24 protein-coding genes are annotated in these 24019 nt (G+C 71.5%); 16 read left to right on the forward strand and 8 right to left on the reverse strand.

All coding sequences use genetic code 11. From position 1 onward, the window contains the following. Window positions 1-137: 137 nt before the first annotated feature. The gene (locus KIK06_RS15520) at window positions 138-950 is read right to left on the reverse strand and encodes a sporulation protein (protein WP_268643722.1); all 813 of its coding nucleotides are present in this window, start codon (window positions 948-950) and stop codon (window positions 138-140) included. A 171-nt stretch (window positions 951-1121) separates the two neighbouring features. Between KIK06_RS15520 and KIK06_RS15525 the strand changes: the two genes are divergently transcribed. The 3 genes from KIK06_RS15525 to KIK06_RS15535 are packed head-to-tail and all read left to right on the forward strand — an operon-like array spanning window position 1122 to window position 3230. Continuing rightward, a complete protein-coding gene (locus KIK06_RS15525) occupies window positions 1122-1505 on the forward strand; it encodes a hypothetical protein (RefSeq protein ID WP_268643723.1) in 384 nt (127 codons plus the stop codon). Window position 1506: 1 nt separating this feature from the next. Further along, window positions 1507-2910, forward strand: coding sequence for an IS30 family transposase (locus KIK06_RS15530; RefSeq protein WP_442789827.1), 1404 nt, complete (start codon window positions 1507-1509; stop codon window positions 2908-2910). Beyond that, window positions 2907-3230, forward strand: coding sequence for a hypothetical protein (locus KIK06_RS15535; RefSeq protein WP_268643725.1), 324 nt, complete (start codon window positions 2907-2909; stop codon window positions 3228-3230). The genes KIK06_RS15530 and KIK06_RS15535 overlap by 4 nt, the downstream gene beginning before the upstream one ends. Window positions 3231-3349: 119 nt before the next feature. Here the strand turns inward: KIK06_RS15535 and katG are convergent, their stop codons facing one another. Then, a complete protein-coding gene (gene katG, locus KIK06_RS15540) occupies window positions 3350-5554 on the reverse strand; it encodes a catalase/peroxidase HPI (protein ID WP_268643726.1) in 2205 nt (734 codons plus the stop codon). 40 nt (window positions 5555-5594) lie between these two features. Further along, entirely contained in the window at window positions 5595-6026 is a 432-nt protein-coding gene (locus KIK06_RS15545) for a Fur family transcriptional regulator (RefSeq protein ID WP_268643727.1), read from the reverse strand. A gap of 241 nt (window positions 6027-6267) precedes the next feature. Here KIK06_RS15545 and KIK06_RS15550 point away from each other — a divergent pair, with 241 nt between their 5' ends. From KIK06_RS15550 to KIK06_RS15575, 6 genes are all read left to right on the forward strand, one after another. Beyond that, on the forward strand, window positions 6268-6663 hold the full coding sequence (locus tag KIK06_RS15550; RefSeq protein WP_268643728.1) for a DoxX-like family protein: 396 nt from the start codon (window positions 6268-6270) through the stop codon (window positions 6661-6663). Continuing rightward, window positions 6660-7574 carry a DUF3419 family protein gene (locus tag KIK06_RS15555; protein ID WP_268643729.1) on the forward strand — a complete coding sequence of 305 codons (915 nt, stop codon included), beginning with the start codon at window positions 6660-6662 and terminating at the stop codon, window positions 7572-7574. The genes KIK06_RS15550 and KIK06_RS15555 overlap by 4 nt, the downstream gene beginning before the upstream one ends. After that, the gene (locus KIK06_RS15560) at window positions 7571-8362 is read left to right on the forward strand and encodes a DUF2071 domain-containing protein (protein ID WP_268643731.1); all 792 of its coding nucleotides are present in this window, start codon (window positions 7571-7573) and stop codon (window positions 8360-8362) included. The genes KIK06_RS15555 and KIK06_RS15560 overlap by 4 nt, the downstream gene beginning before the upstream one ends. Further along, window positions 8359-9147 carry a class I SAM-dependent methyltransferase gene (locus KIK06_RS15565; protein ID WP_268643732.1) on the forward strand — a complete coding sequence of 263 codons (789 nt, stop codon included), beginning with the start codon at window positions 8359-8361 and terminating at the stop codon, window positions 9145-9147. The genes KIK06_RS15560 and KIK06_RS15565 overlap by 4 nt, the downstream gene beginning before the upstream one ends. Beyond that, a complete protein-coding gene (locus KIK06_RS15570) occupies window positions 9144-9569 on the forward strand; it encodes a hypothetical protein (protein WP_268643733.1) in 426 nt (141 codons plus the stop codon). Before KIK06_RS15565 ends, KIK06_RS15570 begins: the two co-directional genes overlap by 4 nt. Before the next feature lie 200 nt (window positions 9570-9769). Beyond that, window positions 9770-10828, forward strand: coding sequence for a sulfite exporter TauE/SafE family protein (locus tag KIK06_RS15575; RefSeq protein WP_268643734.1), 1059 nt, complete (start codon window positions 9770-9772; stop codon window positions 10826-10828). A 69-nt stretch (window positions 10829-10897) separates the two neighbouring features. On the opposite strand, the gene argG is transcribed toward KIK06_RS15575, so the two are convergent. The 3 genes from argG to KIK06_RS15590 all read right to left on the reverse strand — a co-directional run bounded on the left by argG (window position 10898) and on the right by KIK06_RS15590 (window position 14492). Then, window positions 10898-12349, reverse strand: a complete 1452-nt coding sequence (gene argG / locus KIK06_RS15580) for an argininosuccinate synthase (RefSeq protein WP_017601759.1) — start codon at window positions 12347-12349, stop codon at window positions 10898-10900. 132 nt (window positions 12350-12481) lie between these two features. Beyond that, window positions 12482-13651: a UDP-N-acetylglucosamine--N-acetylmuramyl-(pentapeptide) pyrophosphoryl-undecaprenol N-acetylglucosamine transferase gene (locus KIK06_RS15585; RefSeq protein WP_268643736.1), complete on the reverse strand. Its 1170-nt coding sequence runs from the start codon at window positions 13649-13651 to the stop codon at window positions 12482-12484. Between the two features lie 193 nt (window positions 13652-13844). Then, entirely contained in the window at window positions 13845-14492 is a 648-nt protein-coding gene (locus KIK06_RS15590) for a DUF5701 family protein (RefSeq protein ID WP_268643738.1), read from the reverse strand. 152 nt (window positions 14493-14644) lie between these two features. Between KIK06_RS15590 and KIK06_RS15595 the strand changes: the two genes are divergently transcribed. Further along, window positions 14645-15280 carry a TetR/AcrR family transcriptional regulator gene (locus KIK06_RS15595; RefSeq protein ID WP_268643739.1) on the forward strand — a complete coding sequence of 212 codons (636 nt, stop codon included), beginning with the start codon at window positions 14645-14647 and terminating at the stop codon, window positions 15278-15280. A gap of 185 nt (window positions 15281-15465) precedes the next feature. Beyond that, complete coding sequence (locus KIK06_RS15600; RefSeq protein WP_442789774.1) at window positions 15466-17106, forward strand: glycoside hydrolase family 10 protein; 1641 nt, start codon at window positions 15466-15468, stop codon at window positions 17104-17106. 21 nt (window positions 17107-17127) lie between these two features. Here KIK06_RS15600 and KIK06_RS15605 read toward each other — a convergent pair whose 3' ends face one another. Beyond that, the gene (locus KIK06_RS15605; RefSeq protein ID WP_268643740.1) at window positions 17128-17748 is read right to left on the reverse strand and encodes a maleylpyruvate isomerase family mycothiol-dependent enzyme; all 621 of its coding nucleotides are present in this window, start codon (window positions 17746-17748) and stop codon (window positions 17128-17130) included. Between the two features lie 95 nt (window positions 17749-17843). Then, window positions 17844-18527 carry a TetR/AcrR family transcriptional regulator gene (locus KIK06_RS15610; protein ID WP_268643741.1) on the reverse strand — a complete coding sequence of 228 codons (684 nt, stop codon included), beginning with the start codon at window positions 18525-18527 and terminating at the stop codon, window positions 17844-17846. Between the two features lie 95 nt (window positions 18528-18622). Here KIK06_RS15610 and KIK06_RS15615 point away from each other — a divergent pair, with 95 nt between their 5' ends. The 5 genes from KIK06_RS15615 (at window position 18623) to KIK06_RS15635 (ending at window position 23792) form a co-directional block, all read left to right on the forward strand. Beyond that, window positions 18623-20086, forward strand: coding sequence for a purine-cytosine permease family protein (locus tag KIK06_RS15615; RefSeq protein WP_268643743.1), 1464 nt, complete (start codon window positions 18623-18625; stop codon window positions 20084-20086). Further along, the gene (gene speB / locus KIK06_RS15620) at window positions 20083-21084 is read left to right on the forward strand and encodes an agmatinase (protein ID WP_268643745.1); all 1002 of its coding nucleotides are present in this window, start codon (window positions 20083-20085) and stop codon (window positions 21082-21084) included. Before KIK06_RS15615 ends, speB begins: the two co-directional genes overlap by 4 nt. 84 nt (window positions 21085-21168) lie before the next feature. Then, window positions 21169-21312 (forward strand): hypothetical protein, encoded by a 144-nt coding sequence (locus KIK06_RS15625; protein WP_268643747.1) that lies wholly within the window; start codon window positions 21169-21171, stop codon window positions 21310-21312. Window positions 21313-21397: 85 nt separating this feature from the next. Next, window positions 21398-21805 (forward strand): MerR family transcriptional regulator, encoded by a 408-nt coding sequence (locus KIK06_RS15630; protein WP_268643748.1) that lies wholly within the window; start codon window positions 21398-21400, stop codon window positions 21803-21805. A gap of 484 nt (window positions 21806-22289) precedes the next feature. Beyond that, on the forward strand, window positions 22290-23792 hold the full coding sequence (locus KIK06_RS15635; protein WP_268643749.1) for a SulP family inorganic anion transporter: 1503 nt from the start codon (window positions 22290-22292) through the stop codon (window positions 23790-23792). Window positions 23793-24019 lie beyond the last annotated feature (227 nt).

Here is a 24019-nt window from a genome sequence, read left to right on the forward strand (position 1 = left end):
CGAGTCGACGAACGGCACCTCCGCGTCGCCCACGACCGAGCCGGGCCGCCCGTTCGAGACGACGGCCTCCGGCTCCGCCTCGTCGGCGAACCGGACCGGGGCCCGCCCGGTCAGGGCCCCGGTCGTGCCCGCTGCGGTCAGAGCAGGCTGCGCTCACCGGCGATCGCGTGGATCCACTCGTGCAGCGTGCCCGCGATCTCCTCGGGGTCGGTGGAGTCGTGCTCGACGCTCAGGCGCAGGAGCGTGTCGCCGCCCTCGCTGAACAGGATGCCGGGCTTCTTGTCCAGCTCCAGCACCACGTCCATCCCCTCCTCGTCGGTGAGGAAGGTCAGTTCCAGAGACTCCAGGCCCTCGTACTGTCCGCCGCCGACGTACTCGAACTCCTGGTAGAAGGGCAGCTTCTGGCGGGTGTCGGGGATCTCGGCCTTCTCCAGGTCGACGCTCCTCAGCTCGAAGCCCAGCGCGTGCAGCGCCGACAGGACCGCGACCTGGGCCGGGAGCGGCTCGATGAGCAGCGGGTCCACGTCCTTGCGGTCCAGGGCGTTGTCCACGTGCAGACGGGTGTTGAGCCCCACCCCCTCCAGGAGGTGGTGGCCCTCCACCGCGGTGATCGGCGCCTCCATGGGGATGGGCAGCTCGAAGGCGACCTCGAACTCCTGCTCGGGCTCCAGCTCGAACTCCTCGTCGCTGACGACCTGCTCGGCGACGACCACGTCGATGGTGTACTCGCCCGACTGCTCCTCGCCCTCGGAGTCCTCGTACTCGTACTCCTTCTCCACGGTGGCACGCAGACCGACGCTGATGCCCTCGACCGTCTGGGAGACGTTGCCACCGGTGACCTTGATCGTGCCGGTCACGGTGCCGCCCGGGATGACGGTCTCCTCGTCCAGGGTGGTCTCCACGGTGGCGCCGCCGATGCCGACACTGGCGAGCATGCGTTTGAAGATCACGGTGTCTCTCTCCTCGGTTCCGCCGCCCCGGGCGCCGGGGAAGGGGGTGGACCGGTAGGCGAAGGAATGGGGGACCGGCGCCGTGTTCTAGGACGCGGTGGGAGCGGGGAGGGTTTCCCCCGGGACGGAATCCTGTGGACCGGCTCCCGGCGCGTGCGCCAGGATCGGCACATGATCGTCATGCAGCCCGTCCTGGAGGTCCGTCCGTCCGACGGTTTCACCCTGTGGCCCGTCGACGGCTCCGCGCCGTACGGCTTCCTGGCCCTCGACGGCGCGCTCGGCCCGGCCGGAATCGGCACGGCCGTGATGAGTGTCGCCGCCCACAACGACGTCGACCCCGGCGAGGACCGTCCGTCCCGCCCGGACGAACCGCTCGACGGCTTCCTCCACGGCCTGCTCACCATGGACGAGCTCTTCGCGGCCGGGGGGCTGCGGGTCACCGACACCGTGAGCGGCACCACTCTGGTCCCCGGATGCTGGGCGGATTCAACTGGTCGTCGCAACACCTCGATCACGAAGGTGTGCGATGGGACGCGAACAGAAGCAGATACCTGAGATGCCTGCGGGAGCGCGACGGCAGTGGGCAGCGGATCGGGCGTTGCGACCTCCGATGCGCTCACCTGGCCGCCCCGAGCCCTCCCGCGCGGTGCAGCGCGACTTCTGGCGGCGGATCGCGTCGGGCATGACCACGGTAGAGGCCGCGCAAGCCGTCGGTGTGTCATGGCCGGTCGGGGCACGTTGGTTCCGGCACGCTGGCGGCATGCCGCCGATCAGCCTGGACGAGCCCACGGGCCGGTACCTGTCCTTCTCCGAGCGCGAGGAGATCGCGCTGCTGCGTGCACAGAAGATCGGCGTGCGAGAGATCGCCCGCCGGATCGGACGCGATGCGGGAACGATCTCGCGTGAGCTGCGTCGTAACGCAGCGACCAGGGGCGGCAAGTCCGAATACCGGGCCTCGGTGGCGCAGTGGAAGGCGCAGCAGGCCGGAAAGCGCCCCAAGACGGCCAAGCTGATGGAGAACGATCGGCTACGCGCGTACGTGCAGGAACGGCTCGCCGGGAGCGTCCGCCGACCCGACGGCACGATCGTCACCGGCCCCCAAGCACCAACGTGGAAGGGGCTGAACAAGCCGCGTCGACAGGACAGGCGATGGTCTTTGGCGTGGAGCCCGCAGCAGATCTCCCAACGGCTCAAGCTCGATTTCCCTGATGATGAGTCCATGCGTATCAGCCACGAGGCGATCTACCAGTCCCTGTTCATCGAGGGGCGCGGCGCGCTCAAGCGCGAGTTGGTCGCGTGTCTACGCACCGGGCGGGCGTTGCGGGTTCCCAGAGAGCGGGCACGCAACAAGCCGCAAGGACATGTCACCGCCGATGTCGTCCTCACGCAGCGTCCCGCCGAAGCTGCGGATCGCGCGGCCCCGGGGCATTGGGAAGGGGATCTGATCATCGGGACGGGCCGGTCCGCGATCGGCACGCTGGTGGAGCGCAGCAGCCGGTCCACGCTGCTGGTGCACCTGCCCCGGTTGGAGGGTTGGGGCGAGCAACCAACGGTGAAGAATGGTCCCTCGCTCGGTGGTTACGGTGCCGTCGCGATGAACGCGGCGCTGACTGTGTCGATGGCGAAACTACCCGAGCAGCTACGCAAGACCCTCACCTGGGACCGTGGGAAGGAGCTGTCCGCACACGCCCAGTTCGCGCTCGAGACCGGGACGAAGGTGTTCTTCGCCGATCCGCATTCGCCTTGGCAACGACCGACGAACGAGAACACGAACGGGCTGCTGCGCCAGTACTTCCCGAAGGGCACTGATCTGTCCAGGTGGTCGATTGAGGACCTCGAAGCTGTGGCCCTGGCGGTGAACAATCGGCCCCGCAAGGTCCTGGGCTGGCGGACTCCGGCCGAGGTCTTCGAAGAGCAGCTACGCTCACTCCAACAGCCCGGTGTTGCAACGACCGATTGAACTCACCCTGCACCGGACTGGAGGAGTGGCGGGAGTGGTACGGGCTCCTCGACGACCGCGTACCCCTCTACCTCGGCCACGATCCCTGGCCGCTCGCCGAACACGTGGGCGACCGGGTCCGGCTGACCGTCGACACCGAGCGGGACGACAGTCCGGTGATCGAGCTGACCGCGGCGGGGCTCCGGGCGCTGCTCGCCGGGGTGGAACGGGACCTGGCCGACTTCCACCGGCTGGCCGCGGCCTGGGCCGAACGGCACCTGCCCGACCACGCCGCCCCCGTCACCGCGGCGCTCTCCCAGGCCCTGGACCTGACGCCGTGACCCCCGGGACGGGTCCGGCTGGCGAGCGCCCCGGCCCCGGTCCCGCGAACGCCGGGAGCCGGCCCGGCCATGACGGCCGAACCGGCTCCCCGTCCGGGGTCGGCGCCCCGGGGTGAGGATCAGACCAGGTCGAACCGGTCCGCGTTCATCACCTTGTTCCACGCCGCGACGAAGTCCGTCACGAACTTCTCCTTCGCGTCGTCGGAGGCGTACACCTCGGCCAGGGCGCGCAGCTCGGAGTTGGAGCCGAACACCAGGTCGACACGGCTGCCGGTCCACTGCACCGCACCGGACTCGTCCGTGGCCTCGAACGTCTGCGACGTCTCGGAGGTCTCACCGGTCGGACGCCAGTCGGTGCCCAGGTCGAGCAGGTTGACGAAGAAGTCGTTCGTCAGCGTGCCCGGCTTGTCGGTGAGGACGCCCAGGTCGGAGTTGTCGTAGTTGGCGCCCAGCACGCGCAGGCCACCCACCAGGACGGTCATCTCGGGCGCGCTCACGCCGAGCAGGTTGGCCTTGTCGAGCAGCAGGTACTCGGCCGGAAGGCGGTTGCCCTCGCCGTAGTAGTTGCGGAAGCCGTCGGCGACCGGCTCGAGGAAGGCGAACGATCCGGCGTCCGTCTCCTCCTCCGTGGCGTCCACGCGGCCCGGGGTGAAGGGCACGACGACGTCCTGGCCGGCGGCCTTGGCGGCCTGCTCGACACCGACACCGCCGGCGAGCACGATCAGGTCCGCGAGCGAGACCTTCTTGGCCGAGGAGGCGTTGAACTCCTTGGCCAGACCCTCGAGCGTGCCCAGCACCTCGCGCAGCTCGGTCGGGTTGTTGACCTTCCAGTCGATCTGCGGCGCCAGGCGGACGCGCGCACCGTTGGCGCCACCGCGCTTGTCGCTGTCGCGGTAGGTCGACGCCGAGGCCCACGCCGTGGACACGAGCTGGGCGATCGTCAGACCGGACTCGGCGACCTTGGCCTTCAGCGCGGCGATCTCCGCCTCGCCGATGACCTCGCCCTCGCGCGCGGGCAGCGGGTCCTGCCAGATGAGCGTCTCCTCCGGGACCTCCGAGCCGAGGTAGCGCACCTTCGGGCCCATGTCGCGGTGGGTCAGCTTGAACCAGGCGCGGGCGAACGCGTCCGCGAACTGGTCGGGGTTCTCGTAGAAGCGGCGCGAGATCTCCTCGTACACCGGGTCGACGCGCAGCGACAGGTCCGTCGTGAGCATCGTCGGCTTGTGCTTCCTGCCGGCCTCGTGGGCGTCGGGGATGATCTCCTCGGCGTCCTTGGCGATCCACTGGTTGGCGCCGGCCGGGCTCTTGGTGAGCTCGTACTCGAACTCGAAGAGGTTCTTGAAGAACCCGTGGCTCCACTGCGCGGGCGTGGTCGTCCACGTGACCTCGAGACCCGAGGTGATCGTGTCGTTGCCCTTGCCGGTGCCGTGGTTGTTCTTCCACCCCAGGCCCTGCATCTCCAGGCCGGCGGCCTCGGGGTCGGCCTCGAGGTTGTCGTCCGGGGCGGCGCCGTGCGTCTTGCCGAAGGTGTGGCCACCGGCGATGAGGGCGACGGTCTCCTCGTCGTTCATCCCCATGCGGCCGAAGGTCTCGCGGATGTCGCGGGCGGCGAGCAGCGGGTCCGGGTTGCCGTTCGGGCCCTCCGGGTTGACGTAGATCAGACCCATCTGGACGGCGGCCAGCGGCTTCTCCAGGTCGCGGTCGCCGGTGTAGCGCTGGTCGTCGAGCCACGTGGTCTCGGGGCCCCAGTAGACGTCCTCGTCGGGCTCCCAGACGTCCTCACGGCCGCCGCCGAAGCCGAAGGTCTCGAAGCCCATCGACTCGAGCGCGACGTTGCCCGCGAGGATCATGAGGTCGGCCCAGGAGATGTTCTGGCCGTACTTCTTCTTGACGGGCCAGAGCAGGCGGCGGGCCTTGTCCAGGTTGACGTTGTCCGGCCAGCTGTTCAGCGGCGCGAAGCGCTGCTGACCGGCGCTGCCGCCGCCACGGCCGTCGTGCGAGCGGTAGGTGCCCGCGCTGTGCCACGCCATGCGGATGATGAGCGGGCCGTAGTGCCCGAAGTCGGCCGGCCACCAGTCCTGGGAGGTGGTCAGGACCTCGGCGATGTCGGCCTTCACGGCCTCCAGGTCCAGCGCCTTGAACGCCTCGGCGTAGTCGAACCCCTCGCCGAGCGGGTTCGCCACGGCCGGGTTCTTCGCCAGGATCTTCAGGTTGAGCTGGTTGGGCCACCAGCCTCGGTTGCCGCCGCCCTCGGTCGGGTGCGGGGCCCGACCGTGCGCGACCGGACAGCCACCCGTTGCTGCGGCTTCGTGGTTTTCGGACATGGAGATCCTTCCAGCGTTGGGAGGAAGCGAACAGGATGATTCACGAACCGTGTGTGCTCGAGCAGTCGGGGCACAGACCCCAGTAGACGACCTCGGCCTCGTCGACCGAGAAACCGTGGTCGTCGGAGGCGGTCAGGCACGGTGCGTGGCCGACGGCGCAGTCGACGTCGGCTATGGCACCGCATGACCGGCACACGATGTGGTGATGGTTGTCCCCGACCCGGGTCTCGTAACGGGCCACGGAGCCCTGCGGCTGGATGCGGCGCACCAGGCCCACACTGGTCAGTGCTTTGAGCACGTCGTAGACGGCCTGGTCGGACACCGCGCCGAGGTTCCCGCGCACGACGCCGATGACCGACTCGGTGTCCGCGTGCGGGTTGTCGTGCACGGCCGAGAGCACGGCCAGCCGAGGGCCCGTCACCCGCAGAGCGGACTCGCGCAGCATTCGCTCGAAATCCGAAGGGGTTGGCATGCTCGACAGTCTGGCTCGTTTTCTGGAGTAAGTCAAATAATGTGGTGGCCCTGATCTGGATCGGCCGCACCACCGCCGGTCCGGGCCGGGCCGGCGCTCGCGTTGACGGACCCCGACCCCGCCCGGAACCCCGCCGGCGGAAGCGCGGCGAGGTCGGTCATCCGCTGCGCGACGAAGACCTCGCGCTCCCGTCCGCCCACCCCGGACACGGCGGCCGCGACGTAGGTGGTTTCATGACCGCATGCCCCCTCCCCCACGGACGACACGCACCCTCGCCCCGGCCGCCGCCCTGTCCCTGGTCTGGTTCTACGAGGGGCTGTGGTGCAAGGTCTGGCCGGGACGCGCCGACCACCGGGCGATCATCTCCGACCTGCCGCTGCTGCCCGAACCCCTGGTCACCCCCCTCATGCTGGGGATCGGACTGGCGGAGGCCGCCATCGGGCTGTGGGTCCTGTCCGGGCGCCTGCCGTACGCGGCGGCGACCGTACAGACGGCGCTCATCGGGGTGTTCAACCTCGGCGGACTGCTCTTCTCCCCCGCGACCATCGACGAGCCCGGGCGGATGCTGACCGCCAACCTGGCGATCGTCGCGCTGGCCTGGGTCGTCGCGGCGCGGCACGCCGAGGCCCGGTCATGACCCCCACCCCCTGGTCCGCCGGGCGCGTCCTCGCCCTGCCCGGGCACGGCCCCCGCCTGCTGTTCGGCCGCATGTACGAGGACCCGCGCGTGGAGGAACGCGCCTTCCCCGCCGCCCCCGCGCGCGTGCTGTGCGTGGCCTCGGCCGGGGACACCGCCGCCGCGCTGGCCCGCGCGGGGTATGACGTGACCGCGGTCGACGTCAACCCCGTGCAGCTCGCCTACGCCCGCGCCCGCGTCGAGGAGGGCGCGCCGACGGCCCTGGGCAGCGCCGAGCTCATGCTGGCCGCGGCCCGGCGGGGCGCCGCAGCCGCGCTTCCGCGGTGGCGCCCCGGACCGCTGCGCGCCTTCCTCGACCTGGACGATCCGCGGGTCCAGTCCCTGTGGTGGCGCACCCGGCTCGACCGCCCCGGATTGCGCCTGCTCATGGGAGCGGCCCTCCGACCGGCCGGAGCGCTCGCCGCGGCCCTGGCCCCGGGATTCCGCCACGTGGTCCCGGCCCGTTTCGACGCCGAGTTGCGCACCCGCATCGCCCGCGTCGTCGCGCGCCACCCGAACGCGGACAACCCCCTTCTGGCGGGACTGCTGGCCGGACGAGCACCGGACCCGCCGCCGGGCGGCACGGACCTCGCGGGCCGGGTGCGGTTCGTGCTCGGTGAGGTCGCCGAGCACCTGGAGTCGGTCCCGGCGGAAAGCTACGACGCGGTGACCCTGTCCAACGTGCTGGACGGCCCCGGCCCCGCCTACCGCCGACGGCTGCGCGCCGCGGTCGAGCGCGCGGTGCGACCGGGCGGGACCGCCGTCCTGCGCAGTGTGGGTGCGGCGGGAGGCGCGGCCGCGGTCCGCGCGGAGGAGGAACGCTGCCCTCTGTGGGGGAGCCTGTACGTCACGACCATCGGAGGAACGGCTTGAGGATCCGGGAACACCCCCTGCCCATGCGCGCGCACTTCACCGACTCTCTGGTGCTCACCTACGCCTTCCCGCCGCGCGTCCTGCGCCCTTTGCTCGCCCCCGGCCTGGAGTTGGACACCTACCGTGCGCCGGACGGAACCGAGTACGGCTTCGCGGCGGTCGCCGCCGTGGCGCTCCGGGGCCTGCGTCCGGCCTTTCTCCCCCCGTGGGCGGGCGCGCGGCAGGTGATGACCGGTTACCGGGTCTTCGCGCGGCTGTCGGTGGAGCGGGCGAGGACCGGGGGAGGTCCCCGCACCCTCAGGGGCCTGCGCATCCTGCGAAGTCAGACGTCGAGCCGGGCACTGGCCGCCGCGGGCTCACTGCTCACCCGCTACCGGTACGAACGCGCCGTGCTCGGGACGCGCAGGACCAGTGACCGGCTGGAGGTCGCGGTGCGGTCCGCCGACGGGCGGGCCGACCTGCGCGTCAGCGCCGCCTTGGACGGGGCCGCCGCCCCGCTGCCCGAAGGCTCCCCCTTCGCGACGGAGCGGGACGCCAGGCGCTTCGCCGGGCCCCTGCCCCACACGTTCGAGCACGACGGACGCGGCGGTGACGTGCTGGTGGTCAAGGCGTTCCGGACGAACTGGGAGCCGCGCCCGGTGGCGGTGGACGTGGAACGGGTGACCTTCTTCCGCCACGGGCCCTTCGAGGGGACCCGACCCGTCCTCGCCAACGCCTTCCACGTGGCCGACGTCGACTACGGCTGGCACCGGGGCCGACTGGTGACTCCGGCGGGGAGGCGGGGATGAACGGTCAGGCGCCCGGGGGCCACCGACGACGCCCGTCCGGGGCACGGCACGTGATCGCCTACAACTGGCCCCTGTACCTGGCGGGCGGTGCGGTGACCGTCGGCGCAGCGCTGGTCGCCCGGCGGTCGCGCGGGATCGTCCGCGCGGTGGCGTGGACGGCCGGGGCCGCCGCGTCCTGGTGGACCGCCGCATCCCTGGTGGCCTCCCACGTCGTCTACGACCGGTCGCCGCTACACGGCTGGGAATGGCTCTCCCCGGCCCTGGTCCGGGCCGGTCGGCCGCCCCGTCCGGGCAGACACCTGGTGGTCTCGTCCGGCCTGGACGAGGCGAGCGCGGTGATCGGCGCCCTGCACCCCGGGTGTGAGCAGACCGTCGCCGACCTGTACGACGCGCTGCCCGTCGTGGAGTCGTCACTGCGGCGGGCGCGCCGCAGGGTCGCGCCGAGGCCGGAGTCGGTGGCGTGCTCAGCGGACGCGCTGCCCGCCCCGGACGCCTCCGTGGACACGGTCATCGCCCCGTTCGCCCTGCACGAACTGCGCGCCGCCGATGACCGGGAGGCGGCGTTCGGCGAAGTGGCGCGCATCCTGCGACCGGGAGGCGCGCTGGTCCTGGTCGAGCACTGCCGTGACGCGGCCAACATCGCCGCCTACGGTCCGGGCGCCGAGCACTTCATGCCGCGTGCGCGCTGGCTGCGGACCGCGCGCGGCGCCGGGCTCCGACTGGCCCACGAACGGCGCATGGGCGGGTTGGTCACGGTGTTCGTGCTGGTGGGGCCGGAGCGGTGACCTCCTGGGTGTTCTCGGTCCAGGGTCAGGTGCACCTGGTGGGTGCGGTGCTGGTGACGCTCGGCGCGTTCCACCTGGTGCTGCCCCGGCTGATCGGCTGGCCCGACCAGGTGGCGCGCATGGCGGCGCTGCCCAGGCAGGTGGCGGGTGCGCACTTCTTCTTCATCGGTGTGACCTGCGTGCTCCTGGGCTCGCTGCCACTGCTGCTGGCTCCGGAACTGCTGACCGGCGGCCCCCTGGCGCGCGCCCTGCTCACGGCGGAGACCGTGTTCTGGTCCCTGCGCTGGTTGTTCCAGTTCGCCTACTTCTCTCCGGCCCTGTGGCGGGGCGACCCGCTGCGCACCCTCGCCCACGTGGGGTTCTGCCTGCTGTGGACGTGGGTGGCCGGAGTCTTCGGGCTCGCGCTGTACGCGACCACCTGACCCGACCCGGCGCGGACCCGCGCACGTAAGGAGACTCGGGGCGCCGGAACGCGCCGGTAGAGTCGCCAGCGCCTTGCCCCGCCCACCGAACGAGACGCGTCCGTACCGCCCGCGCGGCGGCCGGGAAGGGCCCGCGCCACGTGTGGACGTCACACCGACGGATCGCGACCACGAATCCCCAGGAATGGTGAGAACGGTCTATGCGCACCCCAGGGAATCCGCCGAGAACGAGAATTCCGAAGGTCGTCGTCGTCAACTCCGCGCTGGCCGGCTGCGTGTGGCTGGTGTGGGCGCTCGTGTGGGGGCCGCGGTTCCTCGACATCCTCCAGGCCAACTGGCCGGTGGCGCTCACGATGGTGTTCGGCTCGCTCATCGGCGGTGGGACCAGTGAGGGCGGCGGCGCGGTCTCCTTCCCCGTCATGACCAAACTGCTCCACGTGCCCGCCGACGAGGCCCGCGTCTTCACGTTCGCGATCCAGTCGGTCGGCATGACCGCGGCGTCGATCTCCATCCTGGCGTGCCGCGTGCCCATCGAGAGACGCGTGGTGGTCTACGGTTCGGCCGCGGGCGTGGTCGGCGTGTTCGTCAGCGCCGTGTACCTGGCGCCCCTGGTACCGCTTCCGATGGTCCGTGTGCTGTTCACGATGCTGCTCGTGGCACTCGCCGTCGCGCTCCTGCTCCAGTTGTTCCAACGCGGATACCGGCGCAATCCGACCATCCCCGAGTGGACCGCCCGGGAACGGGCCCTGGTCATCGGTACCGGGTTCGCGGGCGGGTTGCTCAGCGGTGTGGCGGGCGTGGGCGAGAACTGTGTGATGTTCCTCCTCCTGGTGCTGCTGTTCCGTGTCTCGGAGAAGGTGAGCACACCCACGACCGTGATCATGATGACCGTGGTCTCGCTCGCCGCGTTCGCCACACACGTGTTCGTCATCGGGGACTTCACCGGGGCCGTGGTCGACTACTGGGTGGCGGCCTCGCCCGTCGTCGCGGTCGGTGCGCCGCTGGGCGCGTGGATCTGTACGCGGCTCACGCCGTTCACGATCCGGGTGATCCTCTTCGCGCTGATCGGGAGCGAGTTGGCGAGCACGCTGCTGTTCGTGCCCTTCACCCCCCTGCTGACGGCGCTCAGCCTGACGACGCTCGCCGTCTTCACGACGCTCTGCGTGGCCTTCATCCGGACCAGCCGGTACGCGGCCGGTGGGCACGCGCCGCGGGAGGTCGGCGACGTCAGGACCCCGCAGAGGTCCGGAGCCCCGTGACGCCGTCGCGGTCCGCCCCTCCCGGAGGGTTCCGGGCTGGGCGGACCGCGACGGCGGGCCGGCGGAGGCTCAGTCGTTGCCGGACTCGATGGCGGCGTGGTCGAGCAGGTCGCCGGCGCCGGAGCCCTCGCCGCGGGAGGCGATCGTCTCGGCGCCGCCCTCGGGCATCGCGCCGATCAGGCCGGTCGAGGCGGCCTGGGCCGCGCCGATGCTCGTCGGGTGGGCGCCCTCGCCGACCATGCCGATGCTGGCGTACTCCTCCAGCTTGGCGCGGGAGTCGGCGATGTCGAGGTTGCGCATGGTCAGCTGGCCGATCCGGTCGACCGGGCCGAACGCGGAGTCCTCCGTGCGCTCCATGGACAGCTTGTCCGGGTGGTAGCTGAACGCGGGGCCGTTGGTGTCGAGGATCGAGTAGTCCTCGCCCCGCCGCAGCCGCAGGGTCACCTCGCCGGTGATCGCGGTGCCCACCCAGCGCTGCAGCGACTCGCGCAGCATGAGGGCCTGCGGCTCCAGCCAGCGGCCCTCGTACATGAGTCGGCCGAGCCTGCGCCCCTCGTTGTGGTAGGCGGCGATGGTGTCCTCGTTGTGGATCGCGTTGACCAGCCGCTCGTAGGCCGCGTGCAGGAGCGCCATGCCCGGGGCCTCGTAGATGCCGCGGCTCTTGGCCTCGATGATGCGGTTCTCGATCTGGTCGGACATGCCCAGGCCGTGGCGCCCGCCGACGGCGTTGGCCTCGAGCACCAGGTCGACGGCGGAGGGGAAGCCCTTGCCGTTGATGCTCACCGGACGCCCCTGCTCGAAGCCGATGGTGACGTCCTCGGCGGGGATCTCGACCTCGGGGTCCCAGAACCGCACGCCCATGATCGGGTCGACGATCTCGACGCCGGTGTCGAGGTGTTCGAGGGACTTGGCCTCGTGCGTGGCGCCCCAGATGTTGGCGTCGGTGGAGTAGGCCTTCTCCGTGCTGTCCCGGTAGGGCAGACCGCGCTCGGTCAGCCACTCGGACATCTCCTTGCGGCCGCCGAGCTCGTTGACGAAGTCGGCGTCCAGCCAGGGCTTGTAGATACGCAGGGCGGGGTTGGCGAGCAGGCCGTAGCGGTAGAACCGCTCGATGTCGTTGCCCTTGAACGTGGAGCCGTCGCCCCAGATCTGCACGCCGTCCTCGAGCATGGCGCGCACCAGCAGGGTGCCCGTGACCGCCCGCCCGAGCGGCGTGGTGTTGAAGTAGACGCGGCCACCGGACCGGATGTGGAACGCCCCGCAGGCCAGGGCCGCGAGCCCCTCCTCCACCAGGGCGGCTCGGCCGTCGACCAGGCGGGCGACCTCCGCCCCGTAGTCGGCGGCACGCCCCGGCACCGAGGCGATGTCGGGTTCGTCGTACTGGCCGATGTCGGCGGTGTAGGCGCACGGGACGGCGCCCTTCTCGCGCATCCACGCGACCGCCACCGAGGTGTCGAGGCCGCCGGAGAAGGCGATCCCGACCCGTTCACCGACAGGGAGAGAGGTGAGTACCTTGGACATGGCAATAAGTATGCGTGAAAATGAATGATCATGCAAGGCGGGCGTCCGGCGCCCCGGTGGACGCCTCCCGTCCACCGGGGCGCCGTAGAGGGCGGGGGCCGCGCGCCGACGCGGGAGCACGGCCTCGGGGGGTCAGGCGCGGGCGGCGGCCAGAACCACGTCCACCAACCGGTCGGCGGCGTCCGGACGGCCGAGCTCGCGGGCGCTGTCGGCCATGCGCCGACGGCGCTCGGGGTCGGCCAGCAGCGGCTCCACCGCCTGCCGGAGCCGCTCGGCGTCGACCTCGTCGAGCAGGGCGACCGCCGCACCCGACTCCTGGAGGTGGCGGGCGTTGTGCCGCTGCTCGTCACCCGCGGAGGTGGCCAGCGGGATCAGCGCGGCGGCCTTGCCGAGCGCGGTCAGCTCCGCGATCGTTCCCGCGCCGCTGCGCGAGATCACCACGTCGGCCAGTGCCAGCAGGTCGGGCAGCTCCGGGCCGACGAAGTCGGTCACGTGGTAGCGGCCGCGCAGTTCGGGGGCCAGCCCCCGCGACGCGTCGCGCAGGGCCTCCAGGTTGGCGGCGCCGCACTGGTGCACGACGTTGGCGCGGGTGAGCAGCCACGGCAGCAGGTCCCGGACGGTCCCGTTGATCTGGACCGACCCCTGGGCCCCTCCGGTCACGTAGACGGTGGGCAGCGACGGGTCGTGGCCGTCGAACCCGAGCGCCTCGGCCGCCCGGCCCGCCTGGCCGCGCAACACCTCCGGCCGGACCGGGTTACCCGTGATGACCGCGCGGTCGCGCACCTCGTCGGGCAGCAGCTCCGTGCTCGACGGCGAGGACACCGCCACCCGGGCGGCCCGCCGCGCGAGCACCTTGTTCGCCAGACCGAGGCGCACGGTCTGTTCGTGGACCACCAGCGGACGACGGCACATCGCCGCGCCCAGACCGACGGGGACCGCGACGTAACCGCCGGTGGCCAGCACGACGTTCGGGGCGAAGTCCGTGATGAGCCGACGCGCCTGGACCACGCCGCGCGGCACGTTGGCCATGTCGCGGAGGTTCTCCCTGGAGAGCATCCGCAGCGGGTTGGCCGCGCGGCGGATCTTGCCGACCTCCACCGACTCGAACGCGATCCCGTTGGCCGCCGCCACGCGCGCCTCCAGGCTGTCCGCGGCACCCACCCACAGGACGTTCAGGGATCCGCCCTCGGCCTCCAGCCGCTCTCGCAGGGTGTTGACGGCCGTCAGGGCGGGATAGGTGTGCCCGCCCGTTCCCCCGCCGGTCACGATCAGACGCAGTTCCTGGGTTCGGCTGTGGTTCACGGGTGTCCTGTTCTCTGCCCGGTCTCGGGAGCGCGCGGGCCGGGGTCTCGTCGGTCGAAGGGGAGGCCCCGTCGGTCCGGTCGGGTCCCGCCGGGGTCGACAAGCACGGTAGCCGCCCGCCGGACCCGGCGCACACGTGGAGGGCGGCCATGGCGCCCGGGGGCGACCCCGGGCGCCATGGCCGCCCCGGCGCTCAACCGACCCGGCACCCGGCCGAGGCCATGCCCAGCCAGGTGTGCGGGTTGCGCTCCCAGCACCACCCGAGTTTGGGCGCGACCTTACTGATCCACAGCGCCGGGACCCGCCGGTCGCCCATGCGGGTTCCGCCCAGGGAGAAGCACGTGTTCTTGGCCAGGGCCTCCGGGTACTGCGTCACGATCGCGACGCCCTCCTCGATGGTGAGAGGGGTGCGGTCGCGCCCGGCGATGGCGGTCAGGGCGTCCAGCGGGACGGCGCCGCAGAACTCCTCTCCCCGGTCGACGTCGAACACCACGTACGCCCGCCCCTCGGGCAGGCCCAGGTCGTCGGTCGAGACGAACCTCTCCAGCTCCCCCGGGGCGTAGGAGTGGTCGATGAACCCGGGCCGGGTCCTCCCGGCGAGCGTGGTCAGCGGCACCGACTCCTCCAGGGGCACCAGTTCCCTGGTGACCACCACCAGGAACGGGATCCGGCCCTCGGCCGGCGGAGCCATCGCCGCCGCGCGGGCGAGGACGGCCTCGCGCAGCGGCGCGAGGAGCGCGCGGAACGCGTCCTCGGCCATCCCCGCCCGGGCGGGGTAGCCCAGGTCGACCAGGGTGGCGGTCTGCCGGTCGAACTCGGCTCCGGCGTCGAACTCGGTCATGCTCTGGCCCTTCTGGTCGGGATGGGACGGACGGCGCGTGGTCGCGGACAGCGGAGGACCTCCCCACGAGGGAAATTTTACGACGGACGTAAACTTACTCTTGGGCTCATGATCTGTCAAACACAAATTTATGTCGAGTGTAAGATTCCCCCATGAGCAACGAACCCACAGGGCTCCGGGAGTCCAAGAAGCAGGAGACCAGGCGACTCATCTCCGACCACGCCACCAGGCTGTTCATGGCCAACGGGTTCGAGGAGACGACGATCGCCGACATCGCGGCGGCCGCCCGGGTCGCCAAGAAGACGGTCACGAACTACTTCGCGCGCAAGGAGGACATGGCCTTCGACCGCCAGGAGGAGTTCGTCCGGGGCCTCGCCCTCCTGGTCGCACTGCGCGAGGAGGGGGAGTCGGCCCTGGCCTCCCTGCGGCGGGGGCTCCTCGCCGGGATCCGGGGCCACGACCCGGTGATCGGGTTCTCCGGGCCGGAGTTCGCCCGCATGGTCACCGACAGCCCCACGCTGGTGGCCCGGCTGCGCGACCTGCACGACCAACGCGAGGCCGCGCTCGCCGAGGCGCTGGCGGCCGAGACCGGAACCGCCCCCGACGACCTCGCCCCCCGCATCGCGGCCGCCCAACTGGCCGCCGCGGACCGGATCCTGTTCCGCCGGGTGCAGGAACTGACCCTCCAGGGGTGGGACGACACGCGCATCGCCGAGACCGTGGCCGCCTCCGCCGAACGGGCCTTCACCCTCATGGAGGGCTCCCTCGGGGACTACGCCGTGCGTTGAGCCGCACCGCCCGCCGCACCGCGACCTCCCGGGCGAAGGTCTCTTGCGCTTTCCGCGTAGATCGTGAAGGTTTTCCACAGAACCTCCGGGACTCGTCACCGAACGTGTCCGAAAAGCTACGATGAGATCCCACTCGGTGTCTGGCCCACGCACAGCTTCCAGGGAGGAAGCCGGAAGGAGCCACGTTGACGCGACCGAAACGGAACCGACCCGCCCCCGGGGTCACCGCGGCACGGATCCGCGGCCCCCACACCGCGCTCCTGAGCGGCGCACTCGCCGCCGCGCTCGCCGCCCTACCGCTCCACGCGCCCCCCGCCGCGGCCGATCCGGAGTACGGACACCGACACGGACCCACGGAGTGCGCGCCCGATCCGCTCGCTCCGCCCAAGCGCGAGATGCGCGCCGAATGGATCGCGAGCGTGGTCAACATCGACTGGCCCAGCGAGCGGGGGCTCAGCGCCGAGGAGCAGCGGGCGGAACTCGTCGGCCTCTACGACGAGGCCCGGTCCAACGGGCTCAACGCCGTGTTCGTGCAGATCCGCCCCACCGCCGACGCCTTCTGGCCCTCCCCGTACGAGCCGTGGTCGGAGTGGCTCACCGGCGAACAGGGCCGGGACCCCGGCTACGACCCCCTGGAGTTCGCGGTCGAGGAGGCCCACGCCCGCAACCTGGAGTTCCACGGGTGGTTCAACCCCTACCGCGTGGCCATGCACGACGACCCGGACCGACTGGTCGAGAACCACCCGGCTCGGCTGAACCCGGACTGGGTGTTCCCCTACGGCGGCCGCCTCTACTACGACCCGGGCGTTCCCGAGGTGCGCGAGTTCGTGATCCGGGCGATGACGCACGCGGTCGAGAACTACGACCTGGACGGTGTGCACTTCGACGACTACTTCTACCCCTATCCGGTGTCCGGCGAAGCCATCCCGGACCAGGACACCTTCGCTGAGCACGGCGGCGCGTTCGACGACGTCGGCGACTGGCGGCGCGACAACGTCAACCGCCTGGTCCGGGAGATGGGCGAGGCGGTGCACGCCGTCAAGCCGCACGTGCGGTTCGGCATCAGCCCGTTCGGGATCTGGCGCAACTCCTCCAGCGACCCGGACGGCTCCGACACCCGGGGGTTCCAGTCCTACGACGCCATCTACGCCGACAGCCGCAGATGGGTCCGCGAGGGGTGGCTCGACTACGTCAACCCGCAGGTCTACTGGGAGATCGGGCTGCCGATCGCCGACTACGCGGTACTGGTCCCCTGGTGGGAGGAGGTCACCGCGGGCACCGGCACCCACCTGTACATCGGCCAGGCCGCCTACAAGGTCGGCAACGACGGCTCGTGGTCGGATCCGCGCGAACTCGCCCGGCACGTGGAGCTGAACCGGGAGCGTTCCGGGGTGCACGGCGACGTCTATTTCAGCGCCACCTCGCTGCGCACCAACGCGGCCGACGCCATGGCCGTCCTCGCCCGGGAACACTACGCCCGTCCGGCCCTCGTGCCGGTGACGCCGGGCCGGGGCGGCGAAGCACCAGGACGGCCGATGCTGGTCGGCGCCGGGGAGACCGACGGCGAGGTCCGCCTGACCGTCCGCGCCGGTCGCGGCCAGGCTCCCGCCTACTACGCGGTCTACGCCTTCGACGGGCACGACGGCCACAGACCGGACCCGTGCCTCCTGACGGACCCGCGCTCGATGGTCACCACCGTGCGCGCCTCGGGCGGCCGGGAGACGGTCCTGACCGTGCCGGGCGGCGGCGAGCACACCTACCTCGTGACCGCGCTCGACCGTCTGCACCATGAGAGTCAGCCGAGCAACCCGCGCCGCCTGCCCTGAGCGGCCGCCGACCGACCGGGGTCAGCAGCGTTCGCGCAGCAGCCCGACCCCGTCGCCGGTGAGGTCGTCGCAGAACGTCCCGCGCCCGGTCATGGCCATGATGAGCGCCAGGGTCGGACCCGACACCAGCGGCCCCTCACCGGCGGCGAACGGTCCGTCCGTCGCGGCCAGGCGCAGTCCGCGGACGCGCTTTTGGGCGACGACCACCAGGTCGGTGCCCCGGTAGTAGTCGGCCACGCGGGTGAGGACGTCGATCGGGTGGGATCGCCTGATCCCCAGGGGCCGGCGGATGTCCTCGGAGTGCACGACCACCTCGCCGAGCCAGGCCGCCGTCGGCCCCGGCGGCGAGGTCGTGCTCGTGACGACCGCGCGAAACCCCTCCAGGGTCTCCTCCGGTGTCCGGCCCAGGTGTTCGGCCAGACGCATCGCCACCTGCTCGTCGAAGTCGAACCGGCAGCGGATCACACCCGCCATCCACCGCACGGGGTTCAGGCTGGCGCCCGCGGTCATGTGCGCGAGGACCTCACGCACGCTCAGCCCCGCGCACAGGGACGGGACCCGCCACTGCTCGTCGGTGAGCCCGGTCAGGTCCGCCGCCAGGGCCGCCCGCTCGTCGTGCGCCGCCCGCCAGAGAGGGTTCATGACCGCAACGCTACGCGGACGCACCGACGGACGGCCGTCCCCGAACCGGGTCCCTCCGCCGACGGGCCCCGCACCGGACCGCCTCCTGAGCGGCCTCAGGCCCGGGTGGCCCTGCGGCGGGGCGGCGCGGGCTCGATGCCGGCGTCGGGCACGTACTCGGGAACCTCGCGGTCGGCGAAGGGCAGGCGGTCCGCGTAGCCGATGGCCAGCGCCACGTGCCGTCCGGCCAGTTCGCGCGCCGCCGGGACGGTCAGCCCCGGGTCCCGGGCCAGGAGGCGCACGGCCAGTCCGCCCAGCAGCGCGTGGGCCGCGGTGGCGGCCTCCTCCGGATCGCAGGAGCCGAAGACCCCCGCCGCGACGCCGTCTCGGACCGCCGCGGCGAAGGGCGCGCGCATCCGGGCGTACAGACCGGTCAGCGCCGTGGCCAGGTCGGTCGAGCGCACGGCGCGGCCCTCCAGTTCCGACCACAGCATCCATTCGCGCACGTCGTCCGCGGTGAGTGGCAGCCAGAAGTCGACCAGGTCGGCGACGCGCTCGGGCGGTGAGGTGCGCCCGACGTCGTCGGCCAGGTCGGCGACGCGTGTGTGTTCGCGGTCCAGCGAGTGGGTGATGGCCGCGGCCAACAGCTGGGTGCGCGTGGCGAAGTGGTAGTGGATCAGGGCCGTGGACGATCTGGCGTGCCGGGCGATCTCGGCCAGACGGACGCCGTCGTATCCGTCCCTGGCGATGAGTTCGACGGCGGCGTCCAGGATGCGGGTTCGGCTGTCGCTGGAGGTCATGGCGCCATTCTTTACCATCAGCCGCTTGTGTCGCAGCTCACCCTGACTTTAGGATCAGTTATATTGATTTTAAAGTCAGGAACCGAGGAGTGCACATGCCCGACCCCCACGGCATCCGCCCGCCGAGCACGGGAGTGGCCACGGACGAGGTCTTCCAGGTCGAGACCCACGGCGCCGACCGCATCCCGCACAGCGACCGCCACGGCGGCCCGCGCGAACTCTTCTGGGTGTGGTTCGGCGCCAACCTGACCTTCACGTTCGTCATCAACGGCGCCCTCGTGGTCGGTTTCGGCCTCTCCTTCTGGGAGGCGACCGCGATCTTCCTCATCGGCAACCTGGCCTTCTTCGCCGTCGGAGCCGCCTCGATCACCGGCGCCCGCACCGGCTCGCCCACCCTGGTCGTCGCCCGCGCCTCGTTCGGCCGGTGGGGCAACTACCCGGTCGCCGTGCTCAACTGGCTCGTCAGCATCGGCTACATCATCCTCAACACGGTCGTCGGGGTCCTGGCCCTGACCGTCCTGGCCGACACCGTCGGGCTGGGCGACGGCGCGGCGGTCCGCGTCATCGGCCTGGTCCTGATGATCGTGTGCACCGCCAGTGTCGCCGTCTGGGGACACGCCACCGTCGAGGTCATGCAGCGCTGGCTGGGTGTGGGCCTGGTCGTGTGCACGGTCGTCCTGGGCGCCCTGGTACTGCCCCAGGCCGACCTCTCCGTCGCCGCCCCGACGGAGCCCCGTCTGTGGGCGTGGAGCCTGGGTCTGGTCGTCGCCGTCTCCGGCGGGGCCCTGTCCTACATCGCCATCTGCGCCGACTTCACCCGCTACCTGCCCGCCGACAGCCGCGCGCGCGGCATCACCCTGGCCACCGGGCTGGGCGCGATGCTGCCCTCGGTCGTGCTGGGCGTCATCGGCATCGCCGCGGCCACCAGGGTCGGGATCGGCGGGGACACCGACCCCGTCGAGGCCGTCGCGGGCATGCTGCCGGTGTGGTTCCAGGTCCCGTTCCTGCTGGTCGTGGTGGGCGGATCGGTCACCAACACGATCATGACCCTCTACTCCTCGGGGCTGAACCTGCAGGTCCTCGGCGTGCCGCTGAAGCGGGCCCGGACCGTGCTGATCCAGGTCGTCCTGGTCACCACCGGGTCGGCGGTCGCGCTGTTCGTCGTCGACTTCACCGCGGCCGTGCTGTCCCTGCTGTCGGTCATGGTCGTGGTCTTCACGCCCTGGGCGGGTGTGTTCCTCACCGACGCCGCCCTGCGCCGGGCCCGCTACGACGCCGCAGGGCTGCACGACCTCCACGGCGGCCCCTACCGCTACACCCGCGGGTTCCACCGCTCGGGCCTGGTCGCCCTGGCCGCGGGCACCGTGTTCTCGGCGCTGGCCGCCGACTCCGAGCTGTGGCTCGGCCCGTTGGCGGCGGCCACCGGCGCGGACCTGTCCCTGCTGGGCGGCCCGATCGCCGGAGGCGTCTACTACCTGCTCGTCCGGGGCCGGGTGGGGCCGCCCTCCGGTCCGGGGCCGAGCACCACCGCAACCACCATCGAAGGAGACCGTCCATGACACGCCTCGCACCGCTGTTCGGCCCCGACATCACCTTCCTCGGCATCGACCGGTGTGACCTCGACGAGCCCGCCACCTGGGCCGACTCCGCGGCGGTCATCATGGGGGTGCCGTTCGACGGGGGCACCTCCTACCGGGCGGGCACCCGCTTCGGGCCGCGGGCGCTCCGGGGCACCGACTACCTGCCGCACGACGGCCGACGGCCGCACCTGGCGGTCCGCGCCGACGGCCTGGTCGAGCTCAACGTCAAGGACGCGGGTGACGTGGACTGCTTCAACGGCGACATCGAGGGGATGGTCGCCAGCGTCCGCCAGGCCGTGACCACGGTGGCCGCGGCCGGGAAGATCCCCGTCATGCTCGGCGGCGACCACACCATCGCCCTGCCCGACGTACAGGGCGTGGCCAGCCACCACGGTTGGGGGCGCGTGTCGGTGATCCACTTCGACGCGCACGCCGACACCGGAAACATCGACTTCGGGTCGCTGCTCGGCCACGGGCTGCCCATGCGCAGGCTGATCGAGTCGGGTGCCGTGCGCGGTGACCGGTTCATCCAGATGGGTCTGCGCGGGTACTGGCCCGAGGAGGAGACGCTGTCCTGGATGGCCCGGCAGGGCATGCGGTGCTACGAGATGAGCGAGATGGACGCGCGCGGTCTCAACACCTGTCTGGACGAGGCCTTCGCCCTGGCCACCGACGAGTGCGAGGGCGTGTTCCTCTCGGTCGACGTGGACGTCGTCGACCCGGGGATGGCCCCGGGCACCGGGACCCCGGAGCCGGGCGGCCTCACCTCGCGCCAGCTGCTCGACGCCGTGCGCCGCATCTGTGTGGAGCTGCCCGTCGTCGGTGTGGACATCGTGGAGGTGTCCCCGGACCACGACCACGCCGACGTCACCGCGATGCTGGGCAACCGCGTCGTGCTGGAGGCGCTGTCGGGTATCGCCGCCCGCCGCAAGGGACGGGGCTGGGACCCCACCCGTCCGCTGCTGGACGGCCGCTGACCGCCCTCTCGCGCCGCGGTGGCCGGCCCCTGGGGGACCAGGGTCCGGCCACCCGCCGCGAGAACATCGAGACAGGCCGTTCGTATGTTCTCCTCGTCACCGCGAAGGAGGGCCGTCACGCCGTCCGCGTTCCCGGCCGAGGCGCGGGAACGGCTCACCGAGATCCTGCCGACCCGCCCGGACGACACCCGCGAGGCCCCGCGTCGCGTCCCGCGGGCCCCGGTGTGACGTCCCACTCCCCGCCCTCCCCTCGTGGGCGTTCCCGGCGAATCCGGGTCTAACGTGGGGTGAACACCAGCAGGAGGGGGACAGCGTGGCGCAGGCGCACCACATGCGGATCGGCGAGGTGGCGGAGCGCACGGGGCTGTCCCTGCGCACGATCCGCTACTACGGCGAGGTCGACCTCGTCGTGCCCTCCGCGCGCTCACGCGGCGGATACCGGCTCTACACCGAGACCGACGTCGACCGACTCCAACTGATCAAGCGGATGAAACCGCTCGGCTTCAGCCTGGACGAGACCCGTGAACTCCTGACCGCCGTCGACGGCCTCGGCGCGGACGGCACCGACGAGGACGAGCGCGCCGCCCTGACCGAGCGGCTCGACTCCTTCGAGGCGGCCATCGCCGACCGCTGCGTCACCCTGCGGCGCCAACTGGAGATGGCCGAGGAGTTCGCCGAGCGCCTGCGCCGACAGCGCGCCGGGCGCGCCGCGTCCGCCTGACGCCTCCCGCCCCGGCCCGCTCCTCCCCCGCCCACGCCTCAGCGCGCGTGACCGGAAAATGTGCGTGCCCCAGACCTGACTCACGGGACATCACACAGGGTCATGAGCGTCGAAACACGGACGCGGTCCACGTTTTCCGGCTGTCGTCAGGCGCAACGACACCACCGAGCACCCCCTGTGAGAGTTGTCTCAGTCGCACACAGTGACACCAACCTTCACGTAACGGTAGGGTCTGTCGCGTTGGGCCCACTCGTCATGATCCCGTCCAACCCCCTCTTCTTCCCGGCGCGCCCCACGGGGGCGGCACGTCCCCGCCAGCGTGACCGGGCCCGCGGCGACGCGGCCGCGCTCCGGGGCACCCACCCGTGCCGCACCGGAACCCCAGGCGCCACCCCGCACCCCACGCGGTGCGGGCCGCCGCGCGCCGTCACCGCACCGCCTGACCCGAACACCGCGGCCCACCCGCCGGGCTGCCCGACCCCAGATGGGTTCCATGAATCTGCCGCTGAAGACCTCCTCACGGACGTGGAAGTCCCGTATCCCCGGCGCGGCCCAGATCCGCGCGGACGTGCTCGCCGGACTGGTCGTGGCGCTGGCCCTGATCCCCGAGGCCATCGCGTTCTCCATCATCGCCGGCGTCGATCCCCGCGTCGGGCTGTACGCCTCCTTCGTCATGGCCGTGTCCATCGCCTTCCTGGGCGGGCGCCCCGCGATGATCTCGGCCGCCACCGGCGCCATGGCCCTGGTCGCCGCACCGCTGTCCAAGGAGTACGGGGTCGACTACCTGTTGGCCGCCACGATCCTGGCCGGCCTGTTCCAGGTGGTGCTCGGCCTGCTCGGGGTGGCCAAACTGATGCGGTTCGTCCCCCCGTCGGTGATGACCGGATTCATCAACGCCCTGGCCATCCTCATCTTCCTGGCCCAACTCCCGCACCTGGTCGGAGTCGGGGTACCGATCTACGTCATGGTCGCCGTCGGGTTGGCCATCATCTTCGGCCTGCCCTACCTCACCAAGGCCGTCCCCGCGCCGCTGGTCGCGATCGTCGTGCTGACCGTCGCCGCCCTGGCGATGGGGGTCAACGCCCGCACCGTCGGCGACATGGGCGAGCTGCCCGACAGCGTCCCGGTCCCGTTCCTGCCCGACGTTCCCCTGACCCTGGACACGCTCGTCCTCATCGCCCCCTACGCCCTGACCCTGGCGCTGGTGGGACTGATGGAATCGCTCATGACCGCCAAGGTCGTCGACGAGCAGACCGAGACCTCCTCCGATCACGCGCGTGAGGCCCGCGGTCAGGGCATCGCCAACGTCATCGTCGGGTTCTTCGGCGGCATGGCCGGGTGCGCGATGATCGGGCAGACGATGATCAACGTCTCCTCCGGCGCCCGCACCCGCATCTCCACCTTCCTGGCCGGGCTCTTCCTGCTCATCCTGTGCGTCGGACTCGGCGACGTGGTCGGCATGATCCCGATGGCCGCCCTGGTCGCGGTGATGATCTTCGTGTCCGTCGTCACCTTCGACTGGCACAGCATCGCCCCCACGACCATCCGCCGCATGCCCTGGACCGAGACCCTGGTCATGGTGGTCACCGTCGCCGTGGTCGTCTACACCCACAACCTCGCGCTCGGTGTGATCATCGGGGTGATCGTGTCGATGGTGCTCTTCGCCCAGAAGGCCGCCACCCAGGCCGACGTGACCAGCGTTCTGGACCCCGAGGGCGGAACCCGGGTGTACACGGTGCACGGCGAGCTGTTCTTCGCCTCCACCAACCAGCTGGTGGGCCGGTTCGACTACGCCGAGAAGGACCTGACCAAGGTGGTCGTGGACATGTCGAAGGCCCACGTGTGGGACTCCTCGGCCGTGGCCGCCCTGGACCACGTGTCCGAGCACTTCCGCAAGCACGACGTCGAGGTCGAGATCACCGGCCTCAACCAGCCCAGCCAGCGGTTGCACACCGAGCTGACCGGGACCCTGTCCGGCGGGCACTGACCGACCGAGCACGACACCACGGGCCGCCCGGAGGAGATCTCCTCCGGGCGGCCCGCTTCGTGTTCCGGTTCCGGGGGTCTCCCGGGCCCTCGCCTCCCTCACCGACGCGGTCCGGTGCGAGCCGTTCCCGTGGCCCGGTCGCGACTCCCCCGATCCGGCCATGTCCTTAACCGGTGGAATTACGACCTTTAATTGTCCACATAACTCCCCGTTCCACCGAATCCCCG

The organism is Nocardiopsis sp. EMB25 (assembly GCF_026797795.1).
In the GTDB taxonomy this organism is placed as follows: Bacteria; Actinomycetota; Actinomycetes; order Streptosporangiales; family Streptosporangiaceae; genus Nocardiopsis; species Nocardiopsis lucentensis.

Coding starts and splice junctions, on each gene's coding strand:
- KIK06_RS15525 (WP_268643723.1), top strand. CDS start 1,122: ATGATCGTCATGCAGCCCGTCCTGGAGGTCCGTCCGTCCGACGGTTTC.
- KIK06_RS15530 (WP_442789827.1), top strand. CDS start 1,507: ATGCCTGCGGGAGCGCGACGGCAGTGGGCAGCGGATCGGGCGTTGCGA.
- katG (WP_268643726.1), bottom strand. CDS start 5,554: ATGTCCGAAAACCACGAAGCCGCAGCAACGGGTGGCTGTCCGGTCGCG.
- KIK06_RS15545 (WP_268643727.1), bottom strand. CDS start 6,026: ATGCCAACCCCTTCGGATTTCGAGCGAATGCTGCGCGAGTCCGCTCTG.
- KIK06_RS15550 (WP_268643728.1), top strand. CDS start 6,268: ATGCCCCCTCCCCCACGGACGACACGCACCCTCGCCCCGGCCGCCGCC.
- KIK06_RS15555 (WP_268643729.1), top strand. CDS start 6,660: ATGACCCCCACCCCCTGGTCCGCCGGGCGCGTCCTCGCCCTGCCCGGG.
- KIK06_RS15565 (WP_268643732.1), top strand. CDS start 8,359: ATGAACGGTCAGGCGCCCGGGGGCCACCGACGACGCCCGTCCGGGGCA.
- KIK06_RS15575 (WP_268643734.1), top strand. CDS start 9,770: ATGCGCACCCCAGGGAATCCGCCGAGAACGAGAATTCCGAAGGTCGTC.
- argG (WP_017601759.1), bottom strand. CDS start 12,349: ATGTCCAAGGTACTCACCTCTCTCCCTGTCGGTGAACGGGTCGGGATC.
- KIK06_RS15590 (WP_268643738.1), bottom strand. CDS start 14,492: ATGACCGAGTTCGACGCCGGAGCCGAGTTCGACCGGCAGACCGCCACC.
- KIK06_RS15595 (WP_268643739.1), top strand. CDS start 14,645: ATGAGCAACGAACCCACAGGGCTCCGGGAGTCCAAGAAGCAGGAGACC.
- KIK06_RS15605 (WP_268643740.1), bottom strand. CDS start 17,748: ATGAACCCTCTCTGGCGGGCGGCGCACGACGAGCGGGCGGCCCTGGCG.
- KIK06_RS15610 (WP_268643741.1), bottom strand. CDS start 18,527: ATGACCTCCAGCGACAGCCGAACCCGCATCCTGGACGCCGCCGTCGAA.
- KIK06_RS15615 (WP_268643743.1), top strand. CDS start 18,623: ATGCCCGACCCCCACGGCATCCGCCCGCCGAGCACGGGAGTGGCCACG.
- speB (WP_268643745.1), top strand. CDS start 20,083: ATGACACGCCTCGCACCGCTGTTCGGCCCCGACATCACCTTCCTCGGC.
- KIK06_RS15625 (WP_268643747.1), top strand. CDS start 21,169: ATGTTCTCCTCGTCACCGCGAAGGAGGGCCGTCACGCCGTCCGCGTTC.
- KIK06_RS15635 (WP_268643749.1), top strand. CDS start 22,290: ATGGGTTCCATGAATCTGCCGCTGAAGACCTCCTCACGGACGTGGAAG.